Genomic DNA, 21710 nt, shown 5'->3' on the forward strand with positions numbered 1-21710 from the left:
CGACTGGATACGAACTGCCGTCTTCCCCGGGAGCGTTGACGGATTCCTGCTGCCCCTCAGGCGGCCAGCGCCGCCAGCCTGCCGATCAGCTCGACGAAGGGGCTGTCCTGCGGCTCCTCGGCCAGCACCCGGCGCAGCAGGTCCGCCAGCAGCGGGTCGGAGGTGGCGGCGACCGCCGCGAGCGCGGCGAAGTCGTGCACCAGCTGCACCTCCAGCTCCTCGCGCGGGATCGCCCGCCCGGACAGCCAGAGCAGCGCCGTCGACTCGGCGTGCGAGATCCACGAGCGCAGCAGCAGCTCCAGCCGCGGGGAGACGGGCCCCTCCAGCGCCATGTGCTGCAGCATCTGCTCGAACGCCACCTGGCGCACCCCGTCGACCAGCGCGTTGGTGGTTGACGAGCCCACCGCGGGGCCGCCGCGCATCAGCGCCGAGAACCCCGGGCCGTGATCGTCGACGAACGCGAAGAAGCGGCGCGTCACCCGCAGCAGCCGGGCGCCCAGCGGGCCCTCCCGCGGCTCGGTGAACCGCCCCGCGAGGTCCTGCGAGGCCAGCTGCAGCGCCGCCTCGTACAGGCTGAGCTTGCCCGGGAAGTAGTGGTACACCAAGGGGCGCGAAATCCCGGCGGCCGCGGCGATCTCGTCGATGGAGACCTCGTCGGGCGAACGGTGGCTGAACAGCTCGAGTGCGACGTCGATCAACTGCTGCCGCCGCTCCTCGACCCCCATCCTGCGACGTACCCCGGTAGTCATACGAACACCTTAGCGGCGGGTGCGCGCCCGCGGTCGGCACGGCCCGCGGGCCGCCGGGAGATCGCGGCCGCCGGGGGCTCGTGGCCGCCGGGGCCCGCGCGCCGCCCGCCGTGCCTCAGCCGAGGCCGGTGATCCTGCGCCCGTCGGTCAGGGTCGCCCTGAGGTCGGCGCGCGCACCCTGCTCGGCCGGGGCGCTGAGGAAGCGCCCGTCCGCCTGGGCGCGCACCCCGCCGGAGGCGGTGACCGACGCCGTGCGCGGGCCGCCCGCCGCCAGCAGGTACCAGGCGCCGCTGCCCGCCTTCCACAGCACGCCCGCGACGGCCTGCGGGTCACGCGCCCCGCAGGCCGTGACGTCGGTGCCCTTCGCGGTGACCGCCGCCGCCTCCACGCCCGGCGGACGGAACTGGGCCAGCACCTGCGCGCCCTCGCCGCGCCAGGTCTCGGAGCGGGTGCACACCCAGGCCGCCGAGCCCGTGCCGTCCGGCAGCGGCTGCTCGGCGAACCGCCACGCGTTCACCGACCGCACGCCCTGCCCGCGCATCGTCGCCAGCGTGCAGGCCAGCGGCTTCCACGCCTGCCGGGAGCGGGGCCCGAAGTCGGCGGGCCCGGCGCCCGGCTCGCCCACCGTGAGCGCGGCCGGGGTGAGCTCGCCCAGGTCCGTGACCATCCGCCGGCCGCCGTCCCCGGTGAGCTCCAGGGCGTTCCACGAGGTGCAGGCGCCGGGCTGCTGCCGGACCGGCCCGGCCAGCGGAGAGGTCACCCCGTCCGGCCCGACGTCCAGCACCTCGCGGCGGGAGCCGCTCCCTTTGCCGCCCAGCAGGTCCCGGCCGGCGGCCTCCTCCACCCAGGGCGCCAGCAGGTAGCGGACGTTGCCGTCGGAGCGGCCCACCACCACGGCGCTCGCGGTGACGTCCGCGGCGCCGTCGGCGCGGGCGAAGTCCAGTGCCGCGCCGGCCGCGCCGGTGGCGGGCTCCGCGTACCGGACGATCCGCAGCCCGTCGTGCAGCAGCACCACGCGGGCGCCGTCGACCTCGCCCGCGTACAGCAGCCGGGGCGGACCCGCCGGGCCGCCGGAGGGCGTGCCGGGGGTCGCCGAGACCTGCACCGTGCGGCCGGGACGCGCCCAGACGGCCAGCGCGCGCCGCAGCAGCCGCTCGTCCCCGGCCAGCGCGCCCCGGGCGGGCCAGACGGAGAAGTCCAGGCGGGCCGAGGTCCGCCAGGCGTCCGGCTCGGCCCGGACCAGCTCGGCCGGGTCCAGCGCGGCGCGCATCGCCGGGTTGCTGGCGTACGGCGGGGCCGCGGCGCCGTCCGGCCCCCAGCCGTCGCCCGGCGACAGCACCAGCGCCGCGCAGACCACCGCGGCCGCCGCCGCGGCCAGGGCCGCCTTGGTGTGCTGACGGCGGCGCATCAGGTCCGTCGGCCGGGCCTGCAGGGCGCACGGGTCGAACTCCGGGGAGTCGAGCAGGGTGTACTGGACCGGCACCTTGTCCGCCTCGCGGACCGCCGTGTACGGGCTCTCCACGCCCGCCGACTCCAGGACCTCACGGACCTCGTCGTCCGGCAGCCGCTCCAGCCCGCGCAGCACGTACGCCGCCCGCGCGGCCGGGGAGAGGGCGGACAGCCGCTGCTCCAGGGCCAGTTCCCCCGCGCCTCCGGAGCGGGGGAACAGGCGGATGCCCCACACCTGGGGGAGCAGCGGGGGCAGGAGCGGGAAGCGGGGCAGCCTCCGCCGGCCGCCCGCCTCCAGAGCGGCCCGCACGATCCGCATCCGCACCACCGCGTACCCCGGGTCGCTGTCCAGGCCCTGCGCCTGGGCGGGGATCACCGAGGAGGGCGTCCTCCCCCTGGGCAGGGCCCGCTGGGTGACGGCGTGCGCGGTGAGCACCCGCCGACCGCGGTCCTGGCCGGACGGCAGCAGCAGGTACGCGAGCCGGACCAGCCGCGGGTAGTGCTCGACGAGCGCGGCCTCGGCCTGCTCCACGTCGAGGTCTTCGCCGGGGCGGTGGGGGCGGGCCCTGCGGGCGGGCGGAGGGGAGGCGACATGCTGTGGCTGCACGTTCAGCAGAACGAGCGAACCGGGCGTTGGTCACCCGTTGGTGGGAGAGTTCCCCTCGGACGGGTCGCGCAGCAGCCGCGCGTAGTTCGCCATCGACCGCTGGTAGCGCGGCAGATGGGCGGCCAGCGCCTCGGTCACCAGGGACAGGCCCTCCCGGTCACGCCCGAGCGATGACAGGCACAGTGCCAGGACGCAGCGCACCGCGTCGTCCAACTCGTCCGACGGCGCCGTCAGTTCGGGCTCGAGCAGGGCGACGCCCTCCTCGGCCCGGCCGATGTTGCGCAGCGAGCTGGCCAGTTGGATGCGGGCCCGGCGGCCTTTGTAGCCGTCGAGCCCGCGCTCCAGTGCCTGCCGGTAGAGCGGCTCCGCCCGATCGGAACGCCCGGTCGAGTCCCACGCACACGCGCGCTCGAACAGGGCGAACGGATGACCGTCCGGAAGCTCGTCGGCCAGCGCGCCGATCCGGGCGCGGAACGCCTGCCCGCCCTGCTCGTCCTGCGGGAAGTCGTCCATGGTCGCCCAGGCGGCCGTGACGCGCTCCTCCCACTCCCGCTCCACCATGATCGGTTCCATGGCGGCCACCCTGTCACGGGCGCGCGGCGCCGTCGAGAGTCAGTCCGCCAGCGGGGGCGTGTACTTGTAGCCGACCCTGCGCACGGTGGTGATCGCCTGGCGGTGCTCGCCCAGCTTGCGGCGCAGCCGGGCGACGTGGACGTCGACGGTGCGGCCGTCGCCGATGTGGCCGTAGCCCCAGACGGTCGCCACCAGCTGGTCCCGGGTGTGGACGCGGTGGGGGTGGGCGACCAGGTGGGCGAGGAGTTCGAACTCCAGGTAGGTGAGGTCCAGCGGCTGCCCGGCGACCTCGGCGGTGCGGCGCGGCACGTCCACGCGGATCAGTTCCGCGGTCGCGGCGTCCCCGGCGTCCTCGTCGGTCACGGCGTTCACGGCGTCCTCGCCCGTCGCGCCGTCGGCCGGGATCGGGACGTCCTGGACGGCGGGCGGGGCGAAGGGGGGTGCGAGCGGGTGCGCGAAGGGCGGGGCGGCGGGTGCGGCGGCCTCCCGCAGGAAGGGTGGCTGCCGGTCGGCGGGCACCAGCACCAGGTAGCCGACCATCGGCGGCTGCCCCGGCAGCGAGGGCACCGACTGCGGCGGGACGGGCAGCCAGGTGGCGCCCGGCGGCAGCAGCCGTTCGACGGGGGCGGGGGCCGCCGCCCCCGGGGAGCCCACCGCCCGCAGACGGCGGCGCGCGGCGGCCTCGGCCGTGCGCGGGCCGGAGGGGTGCAGGGCGGGGGAGTGCAGGTCGGACGTGTGCGAGGCGTGCGTGGTCGCCATGGGAATCAGCTTCTTTCGCGCGGAAGGTCGTCGGAAGGGACGTGGATCGCGCGCGGCGGCGAGGCTGCGAGGAGAAGGTGTCAGCGGGCCGGCGCGCAGGTCGCGCGACGACACACACGGTCGAAGTCGTGGTGCTGACGGGACGGCCAGAAGGGCTCGAGATCGAACCGACCTGTCATGCCACACCTCCCCATGCCGTTGATGTGCTCCCATTAGACCAGAGTTGCGGGCAAGTGGAAGGGGGCGTCCACCAGTTGGCGGGCGCCCCCTGCTCCGGGACCGTTCGTGGGCCGGGCCCGCGGCCGGATCAGACCTGGCCGGCCTTCTCCAGCGCCTCGCAGCAGGTGTCCACGATCAGGCGGGTCACCACGTACGGGTCGACGTTGGCGTTCGGGCGGCGGTCCTCGATGTAGCCCTTGCCGTCCTTCTCGACCTGCCACGGGATGCGGACCGAGGCGCCGCGGTTGGAGACGCCGTAGGAGTACTTGTCCCACGGGGCGGTCTCGTGCAGACCGGTCAGACGGTCGTCGATGCCGGCGCCGTAGTTCTTCACGTGGTCCAGCGGCTTGGAGCCCTCGCCGAGCGACTCGCAGGCGGTGATGATGGCGTCGTAGCCCTCACGCATCGCCTTGGTGGAGAAGTTGGTGTGCGCGCCGGCGCCGTTCCAGTCGCCCTTGACCGGCTTGGGGTCGAGGGTGGCGGCCACGCCGAAGTCCTCGGCGGTGCGGTAGAGCAGCCAGCGGGCGATCCACAACTGGTCCGAGACCTCGAGCGGGGCGAGCGGGCCGACCTGGAACTCCCACTGGCCCGGCATGACCTCGGCGTTGATGCCGGAGATGCCCAGGCCCGCCTTGAGGCAGTTCTCCAGGTGCGCCTCGACGATGTCGCGGCCGAAGATCTCGTCCGCGCCGACGCCGCAGTAGTAGCCGCCCTGCGGGGCCGGGAAGCCGCCGCGCGGGAAACCGAGCGGGTAGTTGTCCTTGAAGAAGGTGTACTCCTGCTCGATGCCGAAGATCGGCTCCTGGGAGCCGTACCGCTCGGCCACCTCGACCAGGGCGGCGCGCGTGTTGCTCGGGTGCGGGGTGAGGTCGATGTTCAGCACCTCGCACAGCACCAGGATGTCCTCGCCGCCGCGGACCGGGTCCGGGCAGGAGAAGACCGGCTTGAGCACGCAGTCGGAGGAGTGGCCCTCGGCCTGGTTGGTGCTGGAGCCGTCGAAGCCCCAGATCGGCAGCTCGGCACCCTTGGCGTCGTCGGAGAGGATCTTCGTCTTGGAACGGAGCTTGGCCGTCGGCTCGGTGCCGTCGATCCAGATGTACTCAGCCTTGAAGGTCACGGGCCACATCCTTCGGTGGTCTCGACCGTGCGGGACGGTCGTCGCGGGGCGAGGCGCTGCGGCATCGGTGCGCCGGTATGTCCCGCAGACTGCCAAGGGGCGATTTCCCGACCGTTGCCCTCGTGTGAACCCCGTGTTACCGGCCTTCCGGGTCCCCCGTACGGGCGTGTGAGGCGCCCCGGCCACCGCGCACGGGACGATCCGGCACGCCCGTCCGCCGGCGACCGCGCGGAGGTCCGGCGGCTCGTATGCGATGGGCTTGACCGCCCCGGCGAGGGGGTAGGGCCCGCCCGTCGGCCCCCGCGGTCACAGGCTCCCGGAGGGGTCCTCGAAGCCCATCACCGCGTCCTCGACGTGGGTGAGCAGGGCCTCGGTGCGGGTGGCGAGTGCGGCGTCCGCGCGTTGGCCGTCGGTCCACTGCCCCTTCGCGAGGATCACCGAGCGGACCGTCGTCACCTGCGCGTGGGCGCTCGCCCGGGGATCCCGGACGTCGGTCATCCGCCCGCTCGGAATGGGCAGGGCCCAGTAGGTCAGGGGGTCCGTCGCGGCCGCCTCCCGCACCCGCACGGCGTCCTCGGGGCGCTCGAAGGTGATCACGCTCACCTGGATCTGGGCCGTGCCGGCGGTGTCGATGTACAGGGCGTCCGACTGCAGGTCGCACGGCCCTCCCTGCGCGACCACGGCGGACAGCTCCGGCGTCATCAGGACGGAGCGCTCCAGGGGGGTCCTGGCGCCGTAGTTCTGCTGGTCGACCCTGCGGTAGGTGGCGTGTTCCGTCCTCACCAGCTCGTTCGGGTACGAGTGCTGCATGTCGACGTGCGGTCGCCGCAGCGCCTCGGTGAGCGCGGGCGGCGTCTCTGCGGGCGTCGCCACGTGCAGCGGGGGCACCGTGACCGTGCGGTTCGGGTCGGGAGGGGCGGAGTGGGGAGCGGGCGCGGCCGAGCCGGAGCGGGAGTGCGCCGGGCCGGGAGGCGCGGCCTTGGAGTCGCCGCCCTCCGCCGGCCACAGGGCGACGCCCAGCACCACCGCACCGGCCACCACTACGGCTCCGATGCCGACGCCCCGCCGTAGCCGCCGCCCGCGCTCCTGGGCGCGCACCCGCCGCCGCTCCGCGAGCCAGGCATCCTGTGCGGGGGACCGGTACTCGGGGAGCGGTCCCGTGAAGGAACCGGGACCGGAGGGTCTGTCGGCGGCGTCGCTCTTCATGGTCGCGGACGCTAACAGCGGCCCGGCGGCTGCCTCCAGGGGCGTGCGGCACCCGTTCGCCGCCCGGGCCGTCAGGACCTCCCGTCGCGCGCCAGGGCCTCGCGTACCGCGTCCTCGGAGCGGGCGACCACGGCCGTGCCGTCGTCGGCGGTGATGATCGGGCGCTGGATCAGCTCGGGGTGGGCGGCCAGCGCGGCGATCCACCGGTCGCGGGCGGCGGCGTCCCTGGGCCACTCCTTCAGCCCCAGCTCCTTGGCGGCGGCCTCCTGGGTGCGGGTGATCTCCCACGGCTCCAGGCCGAGCCGCTCCAGCACGGCGCGGATCTCGCCCTCGCCGGGGACGTCCTCCAGGTAGCGGCGCACGGTGTAGTCGGCGCCCTCCGCGTCGAGCAGCGACAGGGCGCTGCGGCACTTCGAACAGGCCGGGTTGATCCAGATCTCCATGGGCCCACGATACGCGCCGGCCGGCTGCCCGGAACTCGTTTCCCCCATCCGCCACCGGAGCCCCAACACCCCTCCTGGCCAGGGACTTTGTCGGTGCCGGGCGGTAGAATGAATGTATGTTCGAAGGGGTTCGGCGGGGGTCCTCCGCCGGTCCCTCGGGCGACCCGTCCGCGACAGGAGGATGCCTGTGCCCGCCGCTTCCACGACCCGGCCCAAGGCCCGTCCCACCCAGTCCACCAGCAAGCGTCCCGTCCCGCTCGACCGTCCCTACGTCCCCGTCCAGAAGCGTCCGCTGCCCGCGGGCCGGCCGCGCGAGTGGTACATCGACCACAACCGCCGCCTGAAGGCGATGCGGCTGGCGATCACCCTGCTCGACTCGGGCTTCCACACCGCGCGGCAGGCCCCCGACGAGGTCGTCCACATGGCGGCCCAGCTGATCGGCGTCCACCCTCCGTCCCCGGCGACCTGCCGGATGGTCAGGGCGCTGCTCCAGGCGTACTGACGCCGCTCACCGCACGCGCACGCACGCCACGCCCCGGCCGGTCCTCCGGCCGGGGCGTCACGCGTCCCGACGCGGGGCGAGGGCGGTGCCGGTGGCCGAGATGAGGAACTCCAGCCGGGAGCGGGGGACGTGGTCACGGGCGCGTTCGAGCAGGGCGGCCACCTCCGCGCCGTCCTGCGCCGTCCTGACGGGCGGCCAGTCGCCCAGGGACCGCAGCGCCCGCCTCCGCAGCCCTTCGTCGGGGTCGTCCAGCAGTGCCACCGACGCCCGGAGCCGGGGCAGACCGCCGTGCGCGATGAGCAGCCGCAGGGCCGCCCGCCGCTGGTGCGCGGGGCGGCCGGGTCCGAGCAGCCGGGCCAGCGGCGCCGGGTCCAGGCGCGCCGCGTCCGGCAGGAGGGCCGTCGCGGCCTCCCGCGCCACACCGGCCGCCGGGTCCTCCAGCAACGGCAGCAGCTCCGCGCGGTCCACGGCGTCCAGCTGCCGCAGGCCGGCCACCGCCCGGGCCCGGACGGCGGCCGCGGGGTGGGCGAGCAGCGGGCGCAGCAGCCGGGCGTCCTCCCGGGCGCCGCATTCGGCGAGGCCCGCGACGGCGCCGGGCGGGACCGCCGGGTCGTCGGGGTTCGCGCACAGCGTCCGGTAGCGGGGGAGCGGGTCGACGCCGTGCTCCCGCAGCACCCACCGCGCGCAGGCCCGCACCACGGCGGAGCGGTCGCACAGATAGGCCCCGGCCCGGTCCGGGCGGCCGGACCGCCGGAGCGCGGTGACCCCGCCGGCTCGGGCGTGGGCGTTGCGCGCCCCCAGCAGCGGCTCCAGTACCGCCGCGCGCTGCGGGTGCCCGTCGGGCAGCGGGGCCAGGGCGGCGAGGGCCGCCTCCGAGCACAGGTTCTGCACGACCACGTCCGCGTCGGCGGCGGCCGTCCGTGCCAGTTCGACGGGGGTGAACAGCCCCTCCTCGACCACCAGCCGCACGGCGAAGCGGCGCACCCGCCGCTCGCGGTGGGCCAGCAGCGGACCGAGCTCCCCGGCCGTCGCCTGCCGCAGGACGTCGCGGACCAGGCCGACCGCGCAGTCGCCCCGGGAGCGGCGGCCCACGCGCAGCACCAGCGGCGTGAGCGCGACGGCCCGCCCGACGGTGAGCATCCGCCACAGCAGGGCACGTGCCCGCAGCCGCACCGGGCCCGCCCAGTCGGCGCAGCGGACGACCACCAGCGGCAGCAGCCCGGGGTGCGCCTCGGCCTCCTTCAGGGCCTTCTCGCGGACCCGCCCGTCCCCGTGGCACAGGGCCGTGGCGAGGAGCGGCCCGGTGTACGGCCCGGACGGCAGCGGCAGGCTCCGCAGCCGGTGCCACCGCTCGTACCCGGTGTCCCACGACGAGGGCTCCAGGGCCCGGCGGACCCCGTCGTCCAGCGCGAGCCACGCCGCGGGGTCGGCGTCCAGGTCGCCCACCACCCGCTCGACGCTCTCACCCGCCGCCAGCCGCAGCACGCCGCCGTGCTCGTCCCCGGCCACGCGTCACCGCACCGGGCGCAGGTCGCCGCGGGTGAGGGAGGCGGTGGAGGCGTAGCCGTCGATGGCGAGGGTCAGGTCGAGCTCGGCGAGCAGGCAGCGCAGGACGTGCTCGACGCCGGCCTGGCCGCCCACGGCGAGGCCGTAGCTGTAGGGGCGGCCGACGGCCACCGCGCGGGCGCCGAGGGCGAGGGCCTTCACCACGTCGGGGGCGCCGCGGACGCCGGAGTCGAAGACCACCGGCACCTCGCCCGCCGCGTCGACCACCTCGGGCAGGCAGTCCAGGGCGGGCAGGCCGCCGTTGGCCTGGCGGCCGCCGTGGTTGGAGCAGTAGAGGCCGTCGACCCCGCCGTCCACGGCCCGCCGGGCGTCCTCGGGGGAGCAGATGCCCTTGAGCAGCACGGGCAGGGAGGTCAGGGAGCGCAGCCAGGCCAGGTCGTCCCAGGTCAGACGCTGGTTGCCGAAGATCATCGCCCAGTGGCCGGTGGCGGCCTCCGGGTCCTCCTCCGGCGGGACGGCCAGCCGGGATCGGAACACCGGGTCGCTGAAGTAGTTGGCCAGGCACTGCCCCTTGAGCTGGGGGAAGCTCGCGAGGGACAGGTCACGGGGACGCCAGCCGAGCGTGAGGGTGTCCAGGGTGACGACGATCGCCGAGTACCCCGCGGCCTCCGCGCGGCGCACCAGGGACTCGGTCAGCTCGGGGTCGTTGGGCGGGTACAGCTGGAACCAGCCCGGGGTGTCGCCGAGTTCGCGCGCCACGTCCTCCATCGGGTCCTGGGAGAGCGTGGAGGCGATCATCGGGACGCCGGTCGCGGCGGCCGCGCGGGCGGTGACCAGGTCGCCCCGGCCCTCGGCCAGGTCGCACAGGCCGATCACGCCGACCGGGGCCAGCATCAGCGGCGTCGGCAGCCGGCGGCCGAACAGCTCGGTGGACAGGTCGCGTTCGGCCGCCCCCGCGAGCATCCGCGGCATCAGGCCCCACCGCTCGAAGGCCGTCACGTTGGCGTTCTGGGTGCGCTCGTCGCCCGCCCCGCCGGCCACGTACGACCACAGCTCGGGCGGCATCACCTGCTCCGCGCGGCGCTCCAGTTCGCCGTAGGACATGGGCAGTTCGGGCACCTTGCCGACCAGCCCGTCGAAGTAGATGCCGAGTTGCCAGTCACCGTGGTTGGGCACCGGAGTCTCCTTGGACGACGAGGGAGGGGACGAGCGGGGGTGCGGCGCGACAAGGACCTCAGCCGCGGCGGACGTTGGCGAGGGCGGTGGTCGTCGAGTAACCGATCGGGCCGGCCGTGTCGTACAAGGTGCAGTGGCCGACCGCGACGCCGTCCTCGCTGCTGTGCGCCGTGGCCTGGAACCCTATGGCGTCACCGAGCGGGAGACGAGAGAGGGAGAGCGTGTAGTCCGCGTTGATGAACTCCAGCTCCTCGTCGGAGCGGTGCGACATGGGGCTCGCGGTGTCGGCGGCCAGGGCGACCCGCACGAACGGGGAGAGGGCCTCGCCAGCGACCAGGTCGGCCTCGTCACGCAACCAGGCCCGGCGCACCGCCGCGTCCCGCCAGCTGCTCACGGGACGGTTGTCGCCGTCGAACTGCCAGAAGTTCCACGGCATGTCGTGCCGGGCGGGCGCGATCTCCTCGGGCGGCGGGGCGTCCCAGTCCGGGGTGGCCGGGACCGGGCCCGGGGGCTGCTCCCCACGGCGCAGCAGCACGGCGCTCGCGCGGGCGGCGACGCCGTTCGCGCCGTGCAGCACGGCGTCGGCCACGCGGATGCGGCGGCCGTCGCGGACCCGCTCGGTGGTCACCCGGACCGGGGCGAAGGGGCAGGCGCGGAACAGGTCGACGGTGAGGCGGGCGACGTGCAGGCCCTCGTCGTGGTGCTCGCGCTCCAGGGAGCGGGCGAGCAGCCCGCCGAGGAGACGGCCGTGCAGGGCGCCGGGCGTCCACCAGCTGGTGGCGTGCTCCCCCGGGACCAGGGTGTCCCCGTCCGCGGTGAAGAACGCCGGGGTGTCGTTCGTCCGGTCCATGCGGTGCCCCCGCCCCCTCTTGTGTTCATAGGCCAACCATCTGGGTGGGGGCAGCGTAAGGCACGGGTCAACGGGGTCGTCGGGGCGGCCCGGGCAGGGGCGGGCGGTCACGCACGTGCGGGCGCCGGACGGTCCCGGGTGGAACCGTCCGGCGCACGGGGCAGCCCGGAGCGTCCGGCGGCGAGGGCGCTGCCGGGGCGCAGGCGCCGGCCCGGCGGGGTGCCGCTCGGGTGCGGGGCGCTGTCCGGGCGGGGTGCCGCTCGGGTGGGGGCGCCGTCCGGGCGCGGGCGCTGTCCGGGCGGGGGCCGCTCGGGCGGGGGCGCCGTCCGGGTGCGGGCGCCGGTCAGAGGAGTGCCGCCACCCGGTCCCGGTAGGTGCGGACCGGTGCCGCGTCCTTGTACGGCTCGAGCCGCCGCTCGAAGTCCCGCACGTACTCCACCGCCCGCAGCGACCGCATCTCCGCCGCCTGCCCCGCGGCCTCCGCACCCAGCTGGCAGGCCTGGTCCAGCTCGCCCAGCCCCAGCCGCGCCGACGCCAGCACCAGGCGGCAGAAGAGCCGGCTGCGGGCGTACGCCGGCGCCCGCAGCTGCAGCGAGCGCTCCGCGTACTGGGCGGCCGCCCGGTACTGCTGCAGGTCACGGTGGCAGTGGCCGAACTCGTCCGCCAGCTGCGCCTCGTCGAAGAAGCGCGCCCACGGCGGGACCTCGTCCCCCGACCGGGCCGCCTCCAGCGCCCGCTCCGCCCGCACCAGCGCCGCCGTGGACGCCCGCACCTCTCCCAGCACGCCGTGCGCCCGGGCCTCCACCGCGTGCAGCAGGGCCTGCACCACCGGGGGAGCGGAGCCGCCTGCGCCCTGCTGCGCCACCCGGGCGAGCTGCACCGCCTCCCGTCCGTGGCCGAGGTACACGGCCTGCCGGCTCATCGACACCAGCACGTACGCCCCGTACATCCGGTCGCCCGCCGCCTGGCTCAGGCGCAGCGCCTGCACGAAGTACCGCTGGGCCAGCCCGTGCGCCCCGATGTCGTACGAGGTCCAGCCGGCCAGCCGGGTCAGGTCGGCCACCGCGCCGAACAGGCGGCGGCCCAGCTTCTCGCCGTACACGCCGCGGAGCATCGGCTCCGCCTCGTGCTCGAGGTAGCGGACCAGCGCCTGCCGGGCGTGCCCGCCGCCGTAGGCGTGGTCGAGGGAGCGGAAGAGCTCGCCCACCGACCGCAGCGCGGCGACGTCCCCGCCGGTCACCCGCTGGCCGGGGCCTCGCTCGGCCGCCCGTTCCGCGCCGCCGCCGCGGCCGCCGCGCTGCCGGGGCACCGCGGCGATCGTCTGCCCGGGCTCACGGACGGGCCGGCCCTGCGCCGGTACCCGGACCGCGCCCGCGGGCGGCTCGCCCCGGCCGACCCGCTCGTCGGGGCGGCCGATCAGCCAGTCGCGGCTGGGGACCACCAGCCCGGCCGGGGTGAAGGCGATCTTGCGGAGCTCGGCGTGGCTGCCCGAGTCCTTGCGCCACAGGCCGCTGACGATGTCCACGGCCTCCTCCGGGGTGGCCGCGAACTCCAGCCCGGCGTACACCGGGGCGCAGGCGTCGAGGCCGAGGTCCTGGGCGGTCAGCCGGCGGCCGAGGCGGCGGGTGAACACCTCGGCGATCAGCGCCGGCGTGGTCCCCCGGGGCTGCTGTCCCCGCAGCCAGCGGGTGACGGACGTCTTGTCGTACCGCAGGTCGAGTCCGTGCTCGAGTCCCAGCTGGTCCACGCGCCGGGCCAGTCCCGCGTTGGAGAATCCCGCCTCTGCGATGAGCGCGGCGAGCTGGCGGTTGGGAGTGCGCTGCGCGGGTCGTTCCGTCATCTGCGGTGCGGTCTCCTGCCTTCCGTGGCGAGCCCCCTCGGGCGCCCGGATTGCCTGTGAGCAGCCGTTATGGCCAGTGAACGGCGTGAATGTAGCGGAGAGTAGGCAGCTCATCGCACACTTCACCCTCCGTTCATTCGATCGGGTGAGTTTCCTATCCGGAAGTGACGCTTCGGGCCCTCTTGGGGCGACTCCGGCCGACTGGGAACGACCGGTGTCGAGTGTGTTCATGCCAGGACAACCCGGGTGCCGCCGGGCGCGTGGCGTGCCGCCGGCGCGGAGCGCCTACAGTGGCCGGGGGCCGTCCGCCGCGGCCCGGTCCGGATACGCCTGGAGGTTTCCGTGGGTGAGGTGCGGTTCGTACGCATGGGGTTCGGCGCCGAGGCCGTCGAGTACCTGCAGGCGTGGGAGGAGCAGCGCCAGGTGCACGCGGCGCGGTTCGCCGACGAGATCCCCGACACCGTGCTGCTGCTGGAGCACCCGCCGGTCTACACGGCCGGCCGCCGCACCGCGGACAGCGAGCGCCCGCTGGACGGGACGCCGGTGATCGACGTCGACCGCGGCGGCAAGATCACCTGGCACGGCCCGGGCCAGCTGGTCGGCTACCCCATCCAGAAGCTTCCGCGCCCCGTCGACGTGGTGGCCCACGTCCGGCGCCTGGAGGAGGCCATGATCCGCACCTGCGCGGAGTTCGGCCTGGAGACCACCCGGATCGAGGGGCGCAGCGGTGTCTGGATGCTCGGCGACCCGGTGGAGCAGCGGCCCTCGCTCGGCGGGCTCTCCCTGGACCTCGACCCGCGGATGACGGACGAGGAGTTCGACCCCCGGCTCAACGGGCCCGAGTACGCGCCGTCCAACGCCGGCCAGCGCCGGGAGGACCGCAAGCTCGCCCAGATCGGCGTGCGGGTCTCCAAGGGCGTGACCATGCACGGGTTCGCGATGAACATCAACCCGGACACCACCTGGTTCGACCGGATCATCCCCTGCGGCATCCGGGACGCCGGCGTCACCTCGCTCGCCGCGGAGCTCGGGCGCGACGTCACCATCGCGGACGTGCTCCCGGTGATCGAGAAGCACCTCCGCGAGGTCCTGGAGGGCGCCGACCTCCGCCCCCGCGAGACGGAAGCCGCCGCCTCCGCCTGACCCGCGCGCCCGGGCCCGACCCGCTCCGGGTGGCCGGGGCCGGGCCAGGCCCCGGGCCGGAGCCGGCGCCGCTCCGGTCCTCCGGGCGCGTCGGCGCGAGCGGGCACACTGGGAACATGAACACCGCGCAGCCGTTCTCCCAGCTCATACGCACCGCCTCCCGGGCACAGCACGAGGAGGCGGAGAGCAGCGGGTTCCTGGGCGCCATGCTCGGCGGCAGGCACGGCGTCGAGGCGTACGCCCGCTACACCCAGCAGCTCCGCTTCGTGTACCGCGCGCTGGAGGAGCGGGCCGGCGTCCTGCGCGACGACCCGGTCGCCGGACCGTTCGTGCGGCCCGAGCTGCTGCGCCTGTCCGCCCTGGACCGCGACCTGGCCCACCTGCGCGGCCCCGGCCGCCCGGCGGACGCCGCCCCGCTGCCCGCCACCGAGGAGTACGCGGCCCGCATCGCCGAGTGCGCCCGCGACTGGCCGGCCGGGTACGTGGCCCACCACTACACCCGCTACCTCGGCGACCTCTCCGGCGGCCGGATCATCCGCGACGCCGCCGAGCGGACCTGGGGCTTCGACCGCGGGGGCGACGGCGTCCGGTTCTACGTCTTCGACGCGATACCGAACCCGGCCGCCTTCAAGCGCGCCTACCGTGCGCGGCTCGACGCGCTCCCGGTGGACGACCTCGAGAAGCGCCGGGTGGTGGAGGAGTGCCGCCGCGCCTTCGCGTACAACACCGCCCTCCTGCGGGACCTGGAAAGGGAATTCCCGGCCACCGCCCGAGCCTTGTAGGAGGGCGGGGAGAGTGAGAGCCACCCCACGTCCGTAAGCCCGGCCTCGGGACGGACACCGAAACAAGGCGGCGTACGCTGGTTACGCCTACGAACCGAAGTCACAGGGAGCCGATGTGTCCGCAGTCGCACCCGACGGACGCAAGATGTTGCGCCTGGAGGTCCGGAACAGCCAGACCCCCATCGAGCGCAAGCCCGAGTGGATCAAGACCCGGGCGAAGATGGGTCCCGAGTACACGAAGATGCAGAACCTCGTGAAGAGCGAGGGCCTGCACACGGTCTGCCAGGAAGCCGGCTGCCCCAACATCTACGAATGCTGGGAGGACCGCGAGGCCACCTTCCTCATCGGCGGCGACCAGTGCACCCGGCGCTGCGACTTCTGCCAGATCGACACCGGCAGGCCCGAGGCGCTCGACCGTGACGAGCCGCGCCGCGTCGGCGAGTCCGTGGTCACCATGGACCTCAACTACGCCACCATCACCGGCGTCGCCCGCGACGACCTCGAGGACGGCGGCGCCTGGCTCTACGCGGAGACCGTCCGCCAGATCCACCAGCAGACCGCCGAGCGTGCCGAGGGCCGGACCAAGGTCGAGCTGCTCGCCCCCGACTTCAACGCGGTGCCCGAGCTGCTCCAGCAGGTCTTCGAGTCCCGTCCGGAGGTCTTCGCGCACAACGTCGAGACGGTCCCGCGGATCTTCCGCCGGATCCGCCCCGGCTTCCGCTACGAGCGCTCCCTCGAGGTGATCACCAAGGCCCGCGAGTTCGGCCTGGTCACCAAGTCCAACCTGATCCTGGGCATGGGCGAGACCCGCGAGGAGATCAGCGAGGCCCTGCGCGACCTGCACGGCGCCGGCTGCGAGCTGATCACCATCACCCAGTACCTGCGGCCCTCCGTGCGCCACCACCCGGTGGAGCGGTGGGTCAAGCCGCAGGAGTTCGTCGAGCTCCAGAAGGAGGCCGAGGAGATCGGCTTCGCCGGCGTCATGTCCGGTCCGCTGGTCCGCTCCTCGTACCGCGCCGGGCGGCTCTACGGCATGGCGGTCGAGCAGCGCGCCAACGACGGTGCGGACGCGGCCCCCGCGGCGGTCTGAGCCCGCTCTCCAGCGGCGGTCCGAGCCCGCTCTCCAGCGGCGCTCGTGCGGTGCTCCCGAAGCCCGTGCCACGGTGGCGACACCCTCGGCAGCGTGCCCGTGTCCGTCCCTCGGGTGGACGGGCGCGGGCACGCTTTTCATCCGGCTTTGACCGATGAGTCACGCTCTGGTAACACCAGTGAGGGACTCTGAAACCCGACGCGCAGCCCACGCATCCCAGGGGGACCGTGACCGTGACCGTGACCACGGAGACCATCGAGACCGTCGAACCGGCGCGCGCACGCGACGGCGGGGCCGGGCCGCTGCCCTCGCTGACCGGGGCGCTGCTGGCCGTGGAGTCGCTGCTCCTGGGCGGCGGACAGCGCACCGCGCGGCGCAACGCCTGGACCTCCGTCCTGGAGGACCGGCGCCGCGCCCGCGACCGGATCGAGGCCCAGCGGGTCCTCGGGACGGCGCCCGCCGCGCCCGCGCTGCGTTCCTGACCGGTCACGCCGCGGTGACCGCCCGGGCACGGAGCGGGCACCGCCTTCGTGGGGGCGGGCCGGTGCACGTAGACTTCGAGACATGGCGAGGAAGGAAACCGCAGCGGAGTCTGCGAATGCCGGGCGACTCAAGCAGATCGCCCTGACGTACAAGATGACCCGCAAGGCCGACAAGAAGATCGGTCTTGTGCTCGCGGCGGTCGGAATCATCACCCTCGGTGTCTTCCTCGCGATCGGCTTCTTGATCGGTCACCCGATCTACCTGGGCATCCTCGGTCTGCTGGTCGCCTTCCTGGTGACCGCGATCGTGTTCGGGCGCCGGGCCGAGCGGGCCGCCTTCGGGCAGATGGAGGGCCAGCCGGGCGCCGCCGCGGCGGTGCTGGAGAACATCGGCCGGGGCTGGTCGACGACGCCGGCGGTCGCGATGAACCGCAGCCAGGACGTGGTGCACCGGGCGGTCGGCAAGGCCGGCATCGTGCTGGTCGCGGAGGGCAACCCGAACCGGGTGAAGTCCCTGCTCGCCGCCGAGAAGCGGAAGATGAACCGCATCGTCGCCGACGTGCCGGTCCACGACATCCTGGTCGGCAACGGCGAGGGCCAGGTCCCGCTGAAGAAGCTCCGCGTCACGATGATGAAGCTGCCGCGGGTGCTCACGGGGCCGCAGGTCACGACCACCAACGACCGGCTGCGGGCGATGGGCGACCTGATGAAGAACATGCCGCTTCCGAAGGGGCCCATGCCGAAGGGCATGAAGCTCCCCCGCGGCAGCAAGGGCCGCTGAACCAACCCGCACCGCACCCACTCCCACGAACGAACGCCACAGGGCGCCCGGCATCCCGCCGGGCGCCCTGCGCCGTTCCGGGGTGTGCAGCGGAGGCGGGGCGCCGTGAAGCACGCCCTGGCAGCGGCGGCCGGGTGCCCCAAAGCCCTGGCAGTGGCGGCCGGGGGTACAAAGCCCTGGCAGCGGCGGCCGGGTGCCGTAGGAAGAATCCCGGCAGCGAGCGTCAGGCGCGGATCTCCACCGTGCCGGCGAGCCGATCGTGCAGCCCTCGCCCGTCCCGGTCCCACACCAGCGCGGGCAGACCGAGACACAGCAGCGCCGTCCGCACCGCCGCCCGCCACGGCACCACCGTGCCGCTCGCGACCGCGACCACCCGCAGCCCGAACAGCCGCTTGCCCGGCGTGTAACCCACGGTGCCCACGGTGAGCACGCCCAGCGCGAAGAAGATCAGCAGCGCCCAGTTGCTCGTCGACTGACCGTAACCATCCGTGAGGAGACCGTATGCGATCAGCACGCACAGTCCCCAGTCCACGACCAGCGCACCGAGGCGCCGACCGGGACGCGCCACCGAGCCGGGGCCGCCTTCGGGGAGGCCGAGCCCCTGGCCCCGGTAGCCGAAGTCCACGCCGGCCTCCTCCGCCGCCGCGCGGGGGCCGGAGAGCCAGGATCCGAGTGCTTGCCTGTTGTCCACGGACTCCACGGTACTTCCCGTGCGCGCGCGTGGAGGAGGGCGGGGTGCGGACGGGAACCCGGGGCAGGACCATGGAAGGGGACCCGAGCGATCCGGCGACGGCCCGGCGGTCACCACCGCCGATCAGCCGGTTAACTTCCCGGAAACAAATGAGTCATGTTCGAGAAATCGCCGATCACTAGGGTCCCAGACAGCGTGTGTCACCGCACTGGCACGCGAAGTACTAACACCCCTGGCGGAACCGGCCGGGAGTAGGAGGAGCTGGATGTTCCAGAACGCCGACGAGGCCAAGAAGTTCATCGCCGATGAGGACGTCAAGTTCGTAGACGTTCGCTTCTGCGACCTGCCGGGTGTGATGCAGCACTTCACGATTCCCGCCACGGCGTTCGACCCGGGCGAGGAGCTGGCCTTCGACGGGTCCTCCATCCGCGGCTTCCAGGCCATCCACGAGTCGGACATGGCCCTGCGCGCCGACCTCAGCACGGCCCGTGTCGACCCCTTCCGCCGGGACAAGACGCTCAACATCAACTTCTTCATCCACGACCCGATCACCGGTGAGCAGTACTCCCGTGACCCGCGGAACGTGGCGAAGAAGGCCGAGGCCTACCTGGCGTCCACCGGCATCGCCGACACCGCCTTCTTCGGTCCCGAGGCCGAGTTCTACGTCTTCGACTCGGTGCGCTTCTCCACCGAGGCGAACCAGGCGTTCTACCACATCGACTCGGAGGCGGGCGCCTGGAACGCCGGCGCCACCGACAACAACCGTGGTTACAAGGTCAAGTACAAGGGCGGCTACTTCCCGGTGGCCCCGGTCGACCACTTCGCCGACCTGCGCGCCGAGATGTCCCTGGAGCTGGCCGCGTCCGGCCTCGAGGTCGAGCGCCAGCACCACGAGGTGGGCACCGCCGGCCAGGCCGAGATCAACTACAAGTTCAACACGCTGCTGGCCGCGGCCGACGACCTGATGCTGTTCAAGTACATCATCAAGAACGTCGCCTGGCGCAACGGCAAGTCCGCCACCTTCATGCCCAAGCCGATCTTCGGTGACAACGGCTCCGGCATGCACGTGCACATGTCGCTGTGGACCGGCGGCCAGCCGCTGTTCTACGACGAGACCGGCTACGCGGGTCTGTCCGACATGGCCCGCCACTACATCGGCGGCATCCTCAAGCACGCGCCGTCGCTGCTCGCCTTCACCAACCCGACGGTGAACTCCTACCACCGCCTGGTGCCCGGCTTCGAGGCCCCGATCAACCTGGTGTACTCGCAGCGCAACCGCTCCGCCGCGATGCGCATCCCGATCACCGGCGCCAACCCGAAGGCCAAGCGCGTCGAGTTCCGCGCGCCCGACTCCTCCGGCAACCCGTACCTGGCCTTCTCCGCGCTGATGATGGCCGGCCTGGACGGCATCAAGAACAAGATCGAGCCGGCCGAGCCGATCGACAAGGACCTCTACGAGCTGGCTCCCGAGGAGCACGCCAACGTCGCGCAGGTCCCGACCTCCCTCGGCGCCGTCCTCGACGCCCTCGAGGCCGACCACGAGTACCTCCTCCAGGGCGACGTCTTCACGCCGGACCTGATCGAGACCTGGATCGACTACAAGCGCACCAACGAGATCGCCCCGATCGCGCTGCGCCCCCACCCGCACGAGTTCGAGCTGTACTACGACATCTAAAGGGTTTCTGTCTTAGTAGCAGTTCTACTCATGCACGCTTACGGGGATAGATACTATCATCCCTGTCAAGTTGAGTAATTGCCCGCTAAGGCAGCCGCAATACAAGGCCAAATAGAGAAGGACCCTTACCGGGATTGGTGAGGGTCCTTTCTCGTTATGGCTGAATCTGAATTCTCGCGCAAACCACCTGATAGTCAATCGTCTTGCCATTCATATCAACCTGAGGGAATACGCCTCTTACGTTGAAGACCGTATCTGTACCGTCTTCATTCGCATATACGAGTTCCCCGGCCTTGTTCCTTACATTGCCAATCTGGTCATCCAAGTCAGGCCGGAAAGGCATGAACAACTGAATCCAACTCTCATTGGAATAACTGCCCTGCTCTTGACGCAAGAACTTTTCAATTGATTGCCACGTTCTCACAGACCCGCCCGTTGCTCTAACAGTCCTTGGATTGTCATAGTCCCAATATGATTCAGGAAAGCTACCGGTATCCGGGTCCTGCTCTCCAAGAACGTACTTATAGATGTCCGCGCTAAATTCATAGCGCTTCATAGCCATCATTCTCACCAGGACCACCACCTATCGTGCATCCAACCGGTTTCACAGTCCTGCCTACGCTGTTCTCTTCGGTAATTGATTGGCGGGAAGCTAATAAAGCGACTTCTTCGCCATGACACATTGCCGATAGCCTTCTGAGCTAGTGGAGATAGCCAAACAGGCTTATTGCCAATCGTCATCTTGTCATCACCATGAGAGTAAGACTCTAGATTCGGCTGTTCAAAGACAGACGTTGGGTCATCTTCCATATAGGCGCACTGATAGGCAACTGCCTTACGTAGCCAAATGACATCCGTTGGGTCTGTTACTAGCTCAATAGGTCTTCCGCTAGCTGTCTCGATGATTGCCTGAGCTTTCTTCAAGGTGGCTAGGTCAACAGAAACCCCGGCGATTTCATATACGTCTGAAACTGTTGCGTACATCCTTAGTCCTCCAATCCTGGCACCACTACTACGCGCAATGGTGTTGTGTAATCCGCTCCTGAGCCTGCCGATAGCTTGACGGCTAGTCGGTAATCCCCAGGAACATCGAATAGTGAAGTAGCGGGCCACGTAAACGTAACCTTGCCATTCACCTCATCCGTGATTGTTGCTGTTCCTCCGGTGCGGGTAACACCATCAGGGCCGACTAGAAGCAAAGCAGCGTCGGTATAGGCAGACAAGTCACGGGTATTGCCACTCTCATCCTGAACAAGAATGAGAACAGGCTCAACCGGGATTTGCCCGGTTACATAAGTCAGGCTCATTAACCTTCAATCTCCGTTCGTAGAATCTTCCTCGGTAGCTCTAGTGGAATCTCATTAGAACCAAGGGTGAGGATTACCCTTTTGCGAGCAAGCGTCATGACTAGCTCTGTGTATGAGGTAACGGCCACAGGCGTCCGTGTGACGCTCCAACCCAACCCCCGGCCGATTGCCTTGCCGGATGCGACAGAGACGCTCACAGGGGCACTGGGGGCCGTTCCTGGGGCACGGCTGACAGACCAGCCGCTACCGCGTGCCGTTGCCCTACCGGCTGCAATGCTCACCATTAGGAAACCTCAATCTCGAACATTCCTGAGCCGGAAATGAAGTTTCCTGAATCCTCATCCTGTTCAAAGTAAGAAAACTGGATTCCGAAATCCTCATTGGCAAGGCTAAGAGTCTGCCCCAAATCGACATAGCCAATAAGAGGCTTTCCGGTTGCAGTGTCGTCATAGACAACGGCATAGCGAACATTAGCCGTAAGGCCCGGCCAAGTTACATCATCGGCATCAATCTTGAACTTGCCTGAGCTATAGGTAAGCGTCTTACCGGTAAGGGTAATGCCGCCTGCCGTATATCCCGCGCCTGAAACCTCATAAGGGCTAACGGTTGACCATGCACCTTGAGTGTTGCGATTAGGCGTATAGCCCGAACCAATCAAAGCAACCTTGATTGTGTCGGACGTGAAATTAATCTGTCCGTTGAACGCCTTAGCGAACAAAGAACCGTAGAAATAAGTAGGTAGTGCCATTTTCAAACTCCTTTC

Annotated in this window: 21 protein-coding genes; 7 read left to right on the forward strand and 14 right to left on the reverse strand. The window is 71.8% G+C overall.

From position 1 onward, the window contains the following. Positions 1-56: 56 nt before the first annotated feature. The 7 genes from Sfr03f_RS11495 to Sfr03f_RS11530 all read right to left on the reverse strand — a co-directional run bounded on the left by Sfr03f_RS11495 (position 57) and on the right by Sfr03f_RS11530 (position 7122). Positions 57-749, reverse strand: coding sequence for a TetR/AcrR family transcriptional regulator (locus Sfr03f_RS11495; protein WP_108953746.1), 693 nt, complete (start codon positions 747-749; stop codon positions 57-59). A gap of 115 nt (positions 750-864) precedes the next feature. Then, positions 865-2805: a hypothetical protein gene (locus Sfr03f_RS11500; RefSeq protein ID WP_108953747.1), complete on the reverse strand. Its 1941-nt coding sequence runs from the start codon at positions 2803-2805 to the stop codon at positions 865-867. A gap of 30 nt (positions 2806-2835) precedes the next feature. Continuing rightward, positions 2836-3378: a tetratricopeptide repeat protein gene (locus Sfr03f_RS11505; RefSeq protein WP_245967524.1), complete on the reverse strand. Its 543-nt coding sequence runs from the start codon at positions 3376-3378 to the stop codon at positions 2836-2838. Between the two features lie 39 nt (positions 3379-3417). Continuing rightward, entirely contained in the window at positions 3418-4137 is a 720-nt protein-coding gene (locus tag Sfr03f_RS11510; protein ID WP_108953748.1) for a winged helix-turn-helix domain-containing protein, read from the reverse strand. A 307-nt stretch (positions 4138-4444) separates the two neighbouring features. Continuing rightward, on the reverse strand, positions 4445-5473 hold the full coding sequence (glnII, locus tag Sfr03f_RS11520; protein ID WP_108954069.1) for a glutamine synthetase: 1029 nt from the start codon (positions 5471-5473) through the stop codon (positions 4445-4447). 306 nt (positions 5474-5779) lie between these two features. Beyond that, the gene (locus tag Sfr03f_RS11525) at positions 5780-6679 is read right to left on the reverse strand and encodes a hypothetical protein (protein WP_108953750.1); all 900 of its coding nucleotides are present in this window, start codon (positions 6677-6679) and stop codon (positions 5780-5782) included. 71 nt (positions 6680-6750) lie between these two features. Next, entirely contained in the window at positions 6751-7122 is a 372-nt protein-coding gene (locus Sfr03f_RS11530) for an arsenate reductase family protein (RefSeq protein ID WP_108953751.1), read from the reverse strand. A gap of 187 nt (positions 7123-7309) precedes the next feature. Between Sfr03f_RS11530 and Sfr03f_RS11535 the strand changes: the two genes are divergently transcribed. Continuing rightward, entirely contained in the window at positions 7310-7624 is a 315-nt protein-coding gene (locus Sfr03f_RS11535) for a hypothetical protein (RefSeq protein WP_108953752.1), read from the forward strand. Between the two features lie 57 nt (positions 7625-7681). Here Sfr03f_RS11535 and Sfr03f_RS11540 read toward each other — a convergent pair whose 3' ends face one another. The 4 genes from Sfr03f_RS11540 to Sfr03f_RS11555 all read right to left on the reverse strand — a co-directional run bounded on the left by Sfr03f_RS11540 (position 7682) and on the right by Sfr03f_RS11555 (position 12996). Further along, the gene (locus Sfr03f_RS11540) at positions 7682-9133 is read right to left on the reverse strand and encodes a hypothetical protein (RefSeq protein WP_174721573.1); all 1452 of its coding nucleotides are present in this window, start codon (positions 9131-9133) and stop codon (positions 7682-7684) included. 3 nt (positions 9134-9136) lie between these two features. After that, on the reverse strand, positions 9137-10306 hold the full coding sequence (locus Sfr03f_RS11545; protein ID WP_245967525.1) for a lactate 2-monooxygenase: 1170 nt from the start codon (positions 10304-10306) through the stop codon (positions 9137-9139). 58 nt (positions 10307-10364) lie between these two features. Next, positions 10365-11156, reverse strand: coding sequence for a thioesterase family protein (locus Sfr03f_RS11550; protein ID WP_108953753.1), 792 nt, complete (start codon positions 11154-11156; stop codon positions 10365-10367). A 343-nt stretch (positions 11157-11499) separates the two neighbouring features. Then, positions 11500-12996, reverse strand: coding sequence for an NsdA family TPR-like regulatory protein (locus Sfr03f_RS11555; protein ID WP_108953754.1), 1497 nt, complete (start codon positions 12994-12996; stop codon positions 11500-11502). A 342-nt stretch (positions 12997-13338) separates the two neighbouring features. Between Sfr03f_RS11555 and lipB the strand changes: the two genes are divergently transcribed. The 5 genes from lipB to Sfr03f_RS11580 all read left to right on the forward strand — a co-directional run bounded on the left by lipB (position 13339) and on the right by Sfr03f_RS11580 (position 17274). Then, positions 13339-14139 carry a lipoyl(octanoyl) transferase LipB gene (gene lipB / locus Sfr03f_RS11560; protein ID WP_108954071.1) on the forward strand — a complete coding sequence of 267 codons (801 nt, stop codon included), beginning with the start codon at positions 13339-13341 and terminating at the stop codon, positions 14137-14139. A gap of 116 nt (positions 14140-14255) precedes the next feature. Continuing rightward, entirely contained in the window at positions 14256-14921 is a 666-nt protein-coding gene (locus Sfr03f_RS11565; RefSeq protein ID WP_108953755.1) for a biliverdin-producing heme oxygenase, read from the forward strand. A 115-nt stretch (positions 14922-15036) separates the two neighbouring features. Continuing rightward, positions 15037-16011 (forward strand): lipoyl synthase, encoded by a 975-nt coding sequence (lipA, locus tag Sfr03f_RS11570; RefSeq protein WP_108953756.1) that lies wholly within the window; start codon positions 15037-15039, stop codon positions 16009-16011. Between the two features lie 233 nt (positions 16012-16244). Next, on the forward strand, positions 16245-16493 hold the full coding sequence (locus Sfr03f_RS11575) for an SCO2195 family GlnR-regulated protein (protein ID WP_372514413.1): 249 nt from the start codon (positions 16245-16247) through the stop codon (positions 16491-16493). Positions 16494-16575: 82 nt separating this feature from the next. Then, positions 16576-17274 carry a DUF4191 domain-containing protein gene (locus Sfr03f_RS11580; protein WP_108953757.1) on the forward strand — a complete coding sequence of 233 codons (699 nt, stop codon included), beginning with the start codon at positions 16576-16578 and terminating at the stop codon, positions 17272-17274. 223 nt (positions 17275-17497) lie between these two features. On the opposite strand, the gene Sfr03f_RS11585 is transcribed toward Sfr03f_RS11580, so the two are convergent. Then, on the reverse strand, positions 17498-17965 hold the full coding sequence (locus Sfr03f_RS11585; protein WP_108954073.1) for an RDD family protein: 468 nt from the start codon (positions 17963-17965) through the stop codon (positions 17498-17500). A 265-nt stretch (positions 17966-18230) separates the two neighbouring features. Between Sfr03f_RS11585 and glnA the strand changes: the two genes are divergently transcribed. Then, entirely contained in the window at positions 18231-19640 is a 1410-nt protein-coding gene (glnA, locus tag Sfr03f_RS11590; RefSeq protein ID WP_108953758.1) for a type I glutamate--ammonia ligase, read from the forward strand. A gap of 154 nt (positions 19641-19794) precedes the next feature. Here glnA and Sfr03f_RS30230 read toward each other — a convergent pair whose 3' ends face one another. Continuing rightward, positions 19795-20196: a hypothetical protein gene (locus Sfr03f_RS30230; protein ID WP_159105623.1), complete on the reverse strand. Its 402-nt coding sequence runs from the start codon at positions 20194-20196 to the stop codon at positions 19795-19797. Between the two features lie 1034 nt (positions 20197-21230). Continuing rightward, positions 21231-21695: a hypothetical protein gene (locus tag Sfr03f_RS30235; protein ID WP_159105624.1), complete on the reverse strand. Its 465-nt coding sequence runs from the start codon at positions 21693-21695 to the stop codon at positions 21231-21233. Between the last annotated feature and the right edge of the window lie 15 nt (positions 21696-21710).

It is taken from the genome of Streptomyces fragilis, from assembly GCF_003112515.1.
Classification (GTDB): domain Bacteria; phylum Actinomycetota; class Actinomycetes; order Streptomycetales; family Streptomycetaceae; genus Streptomyces; species Streptomyces fragilis.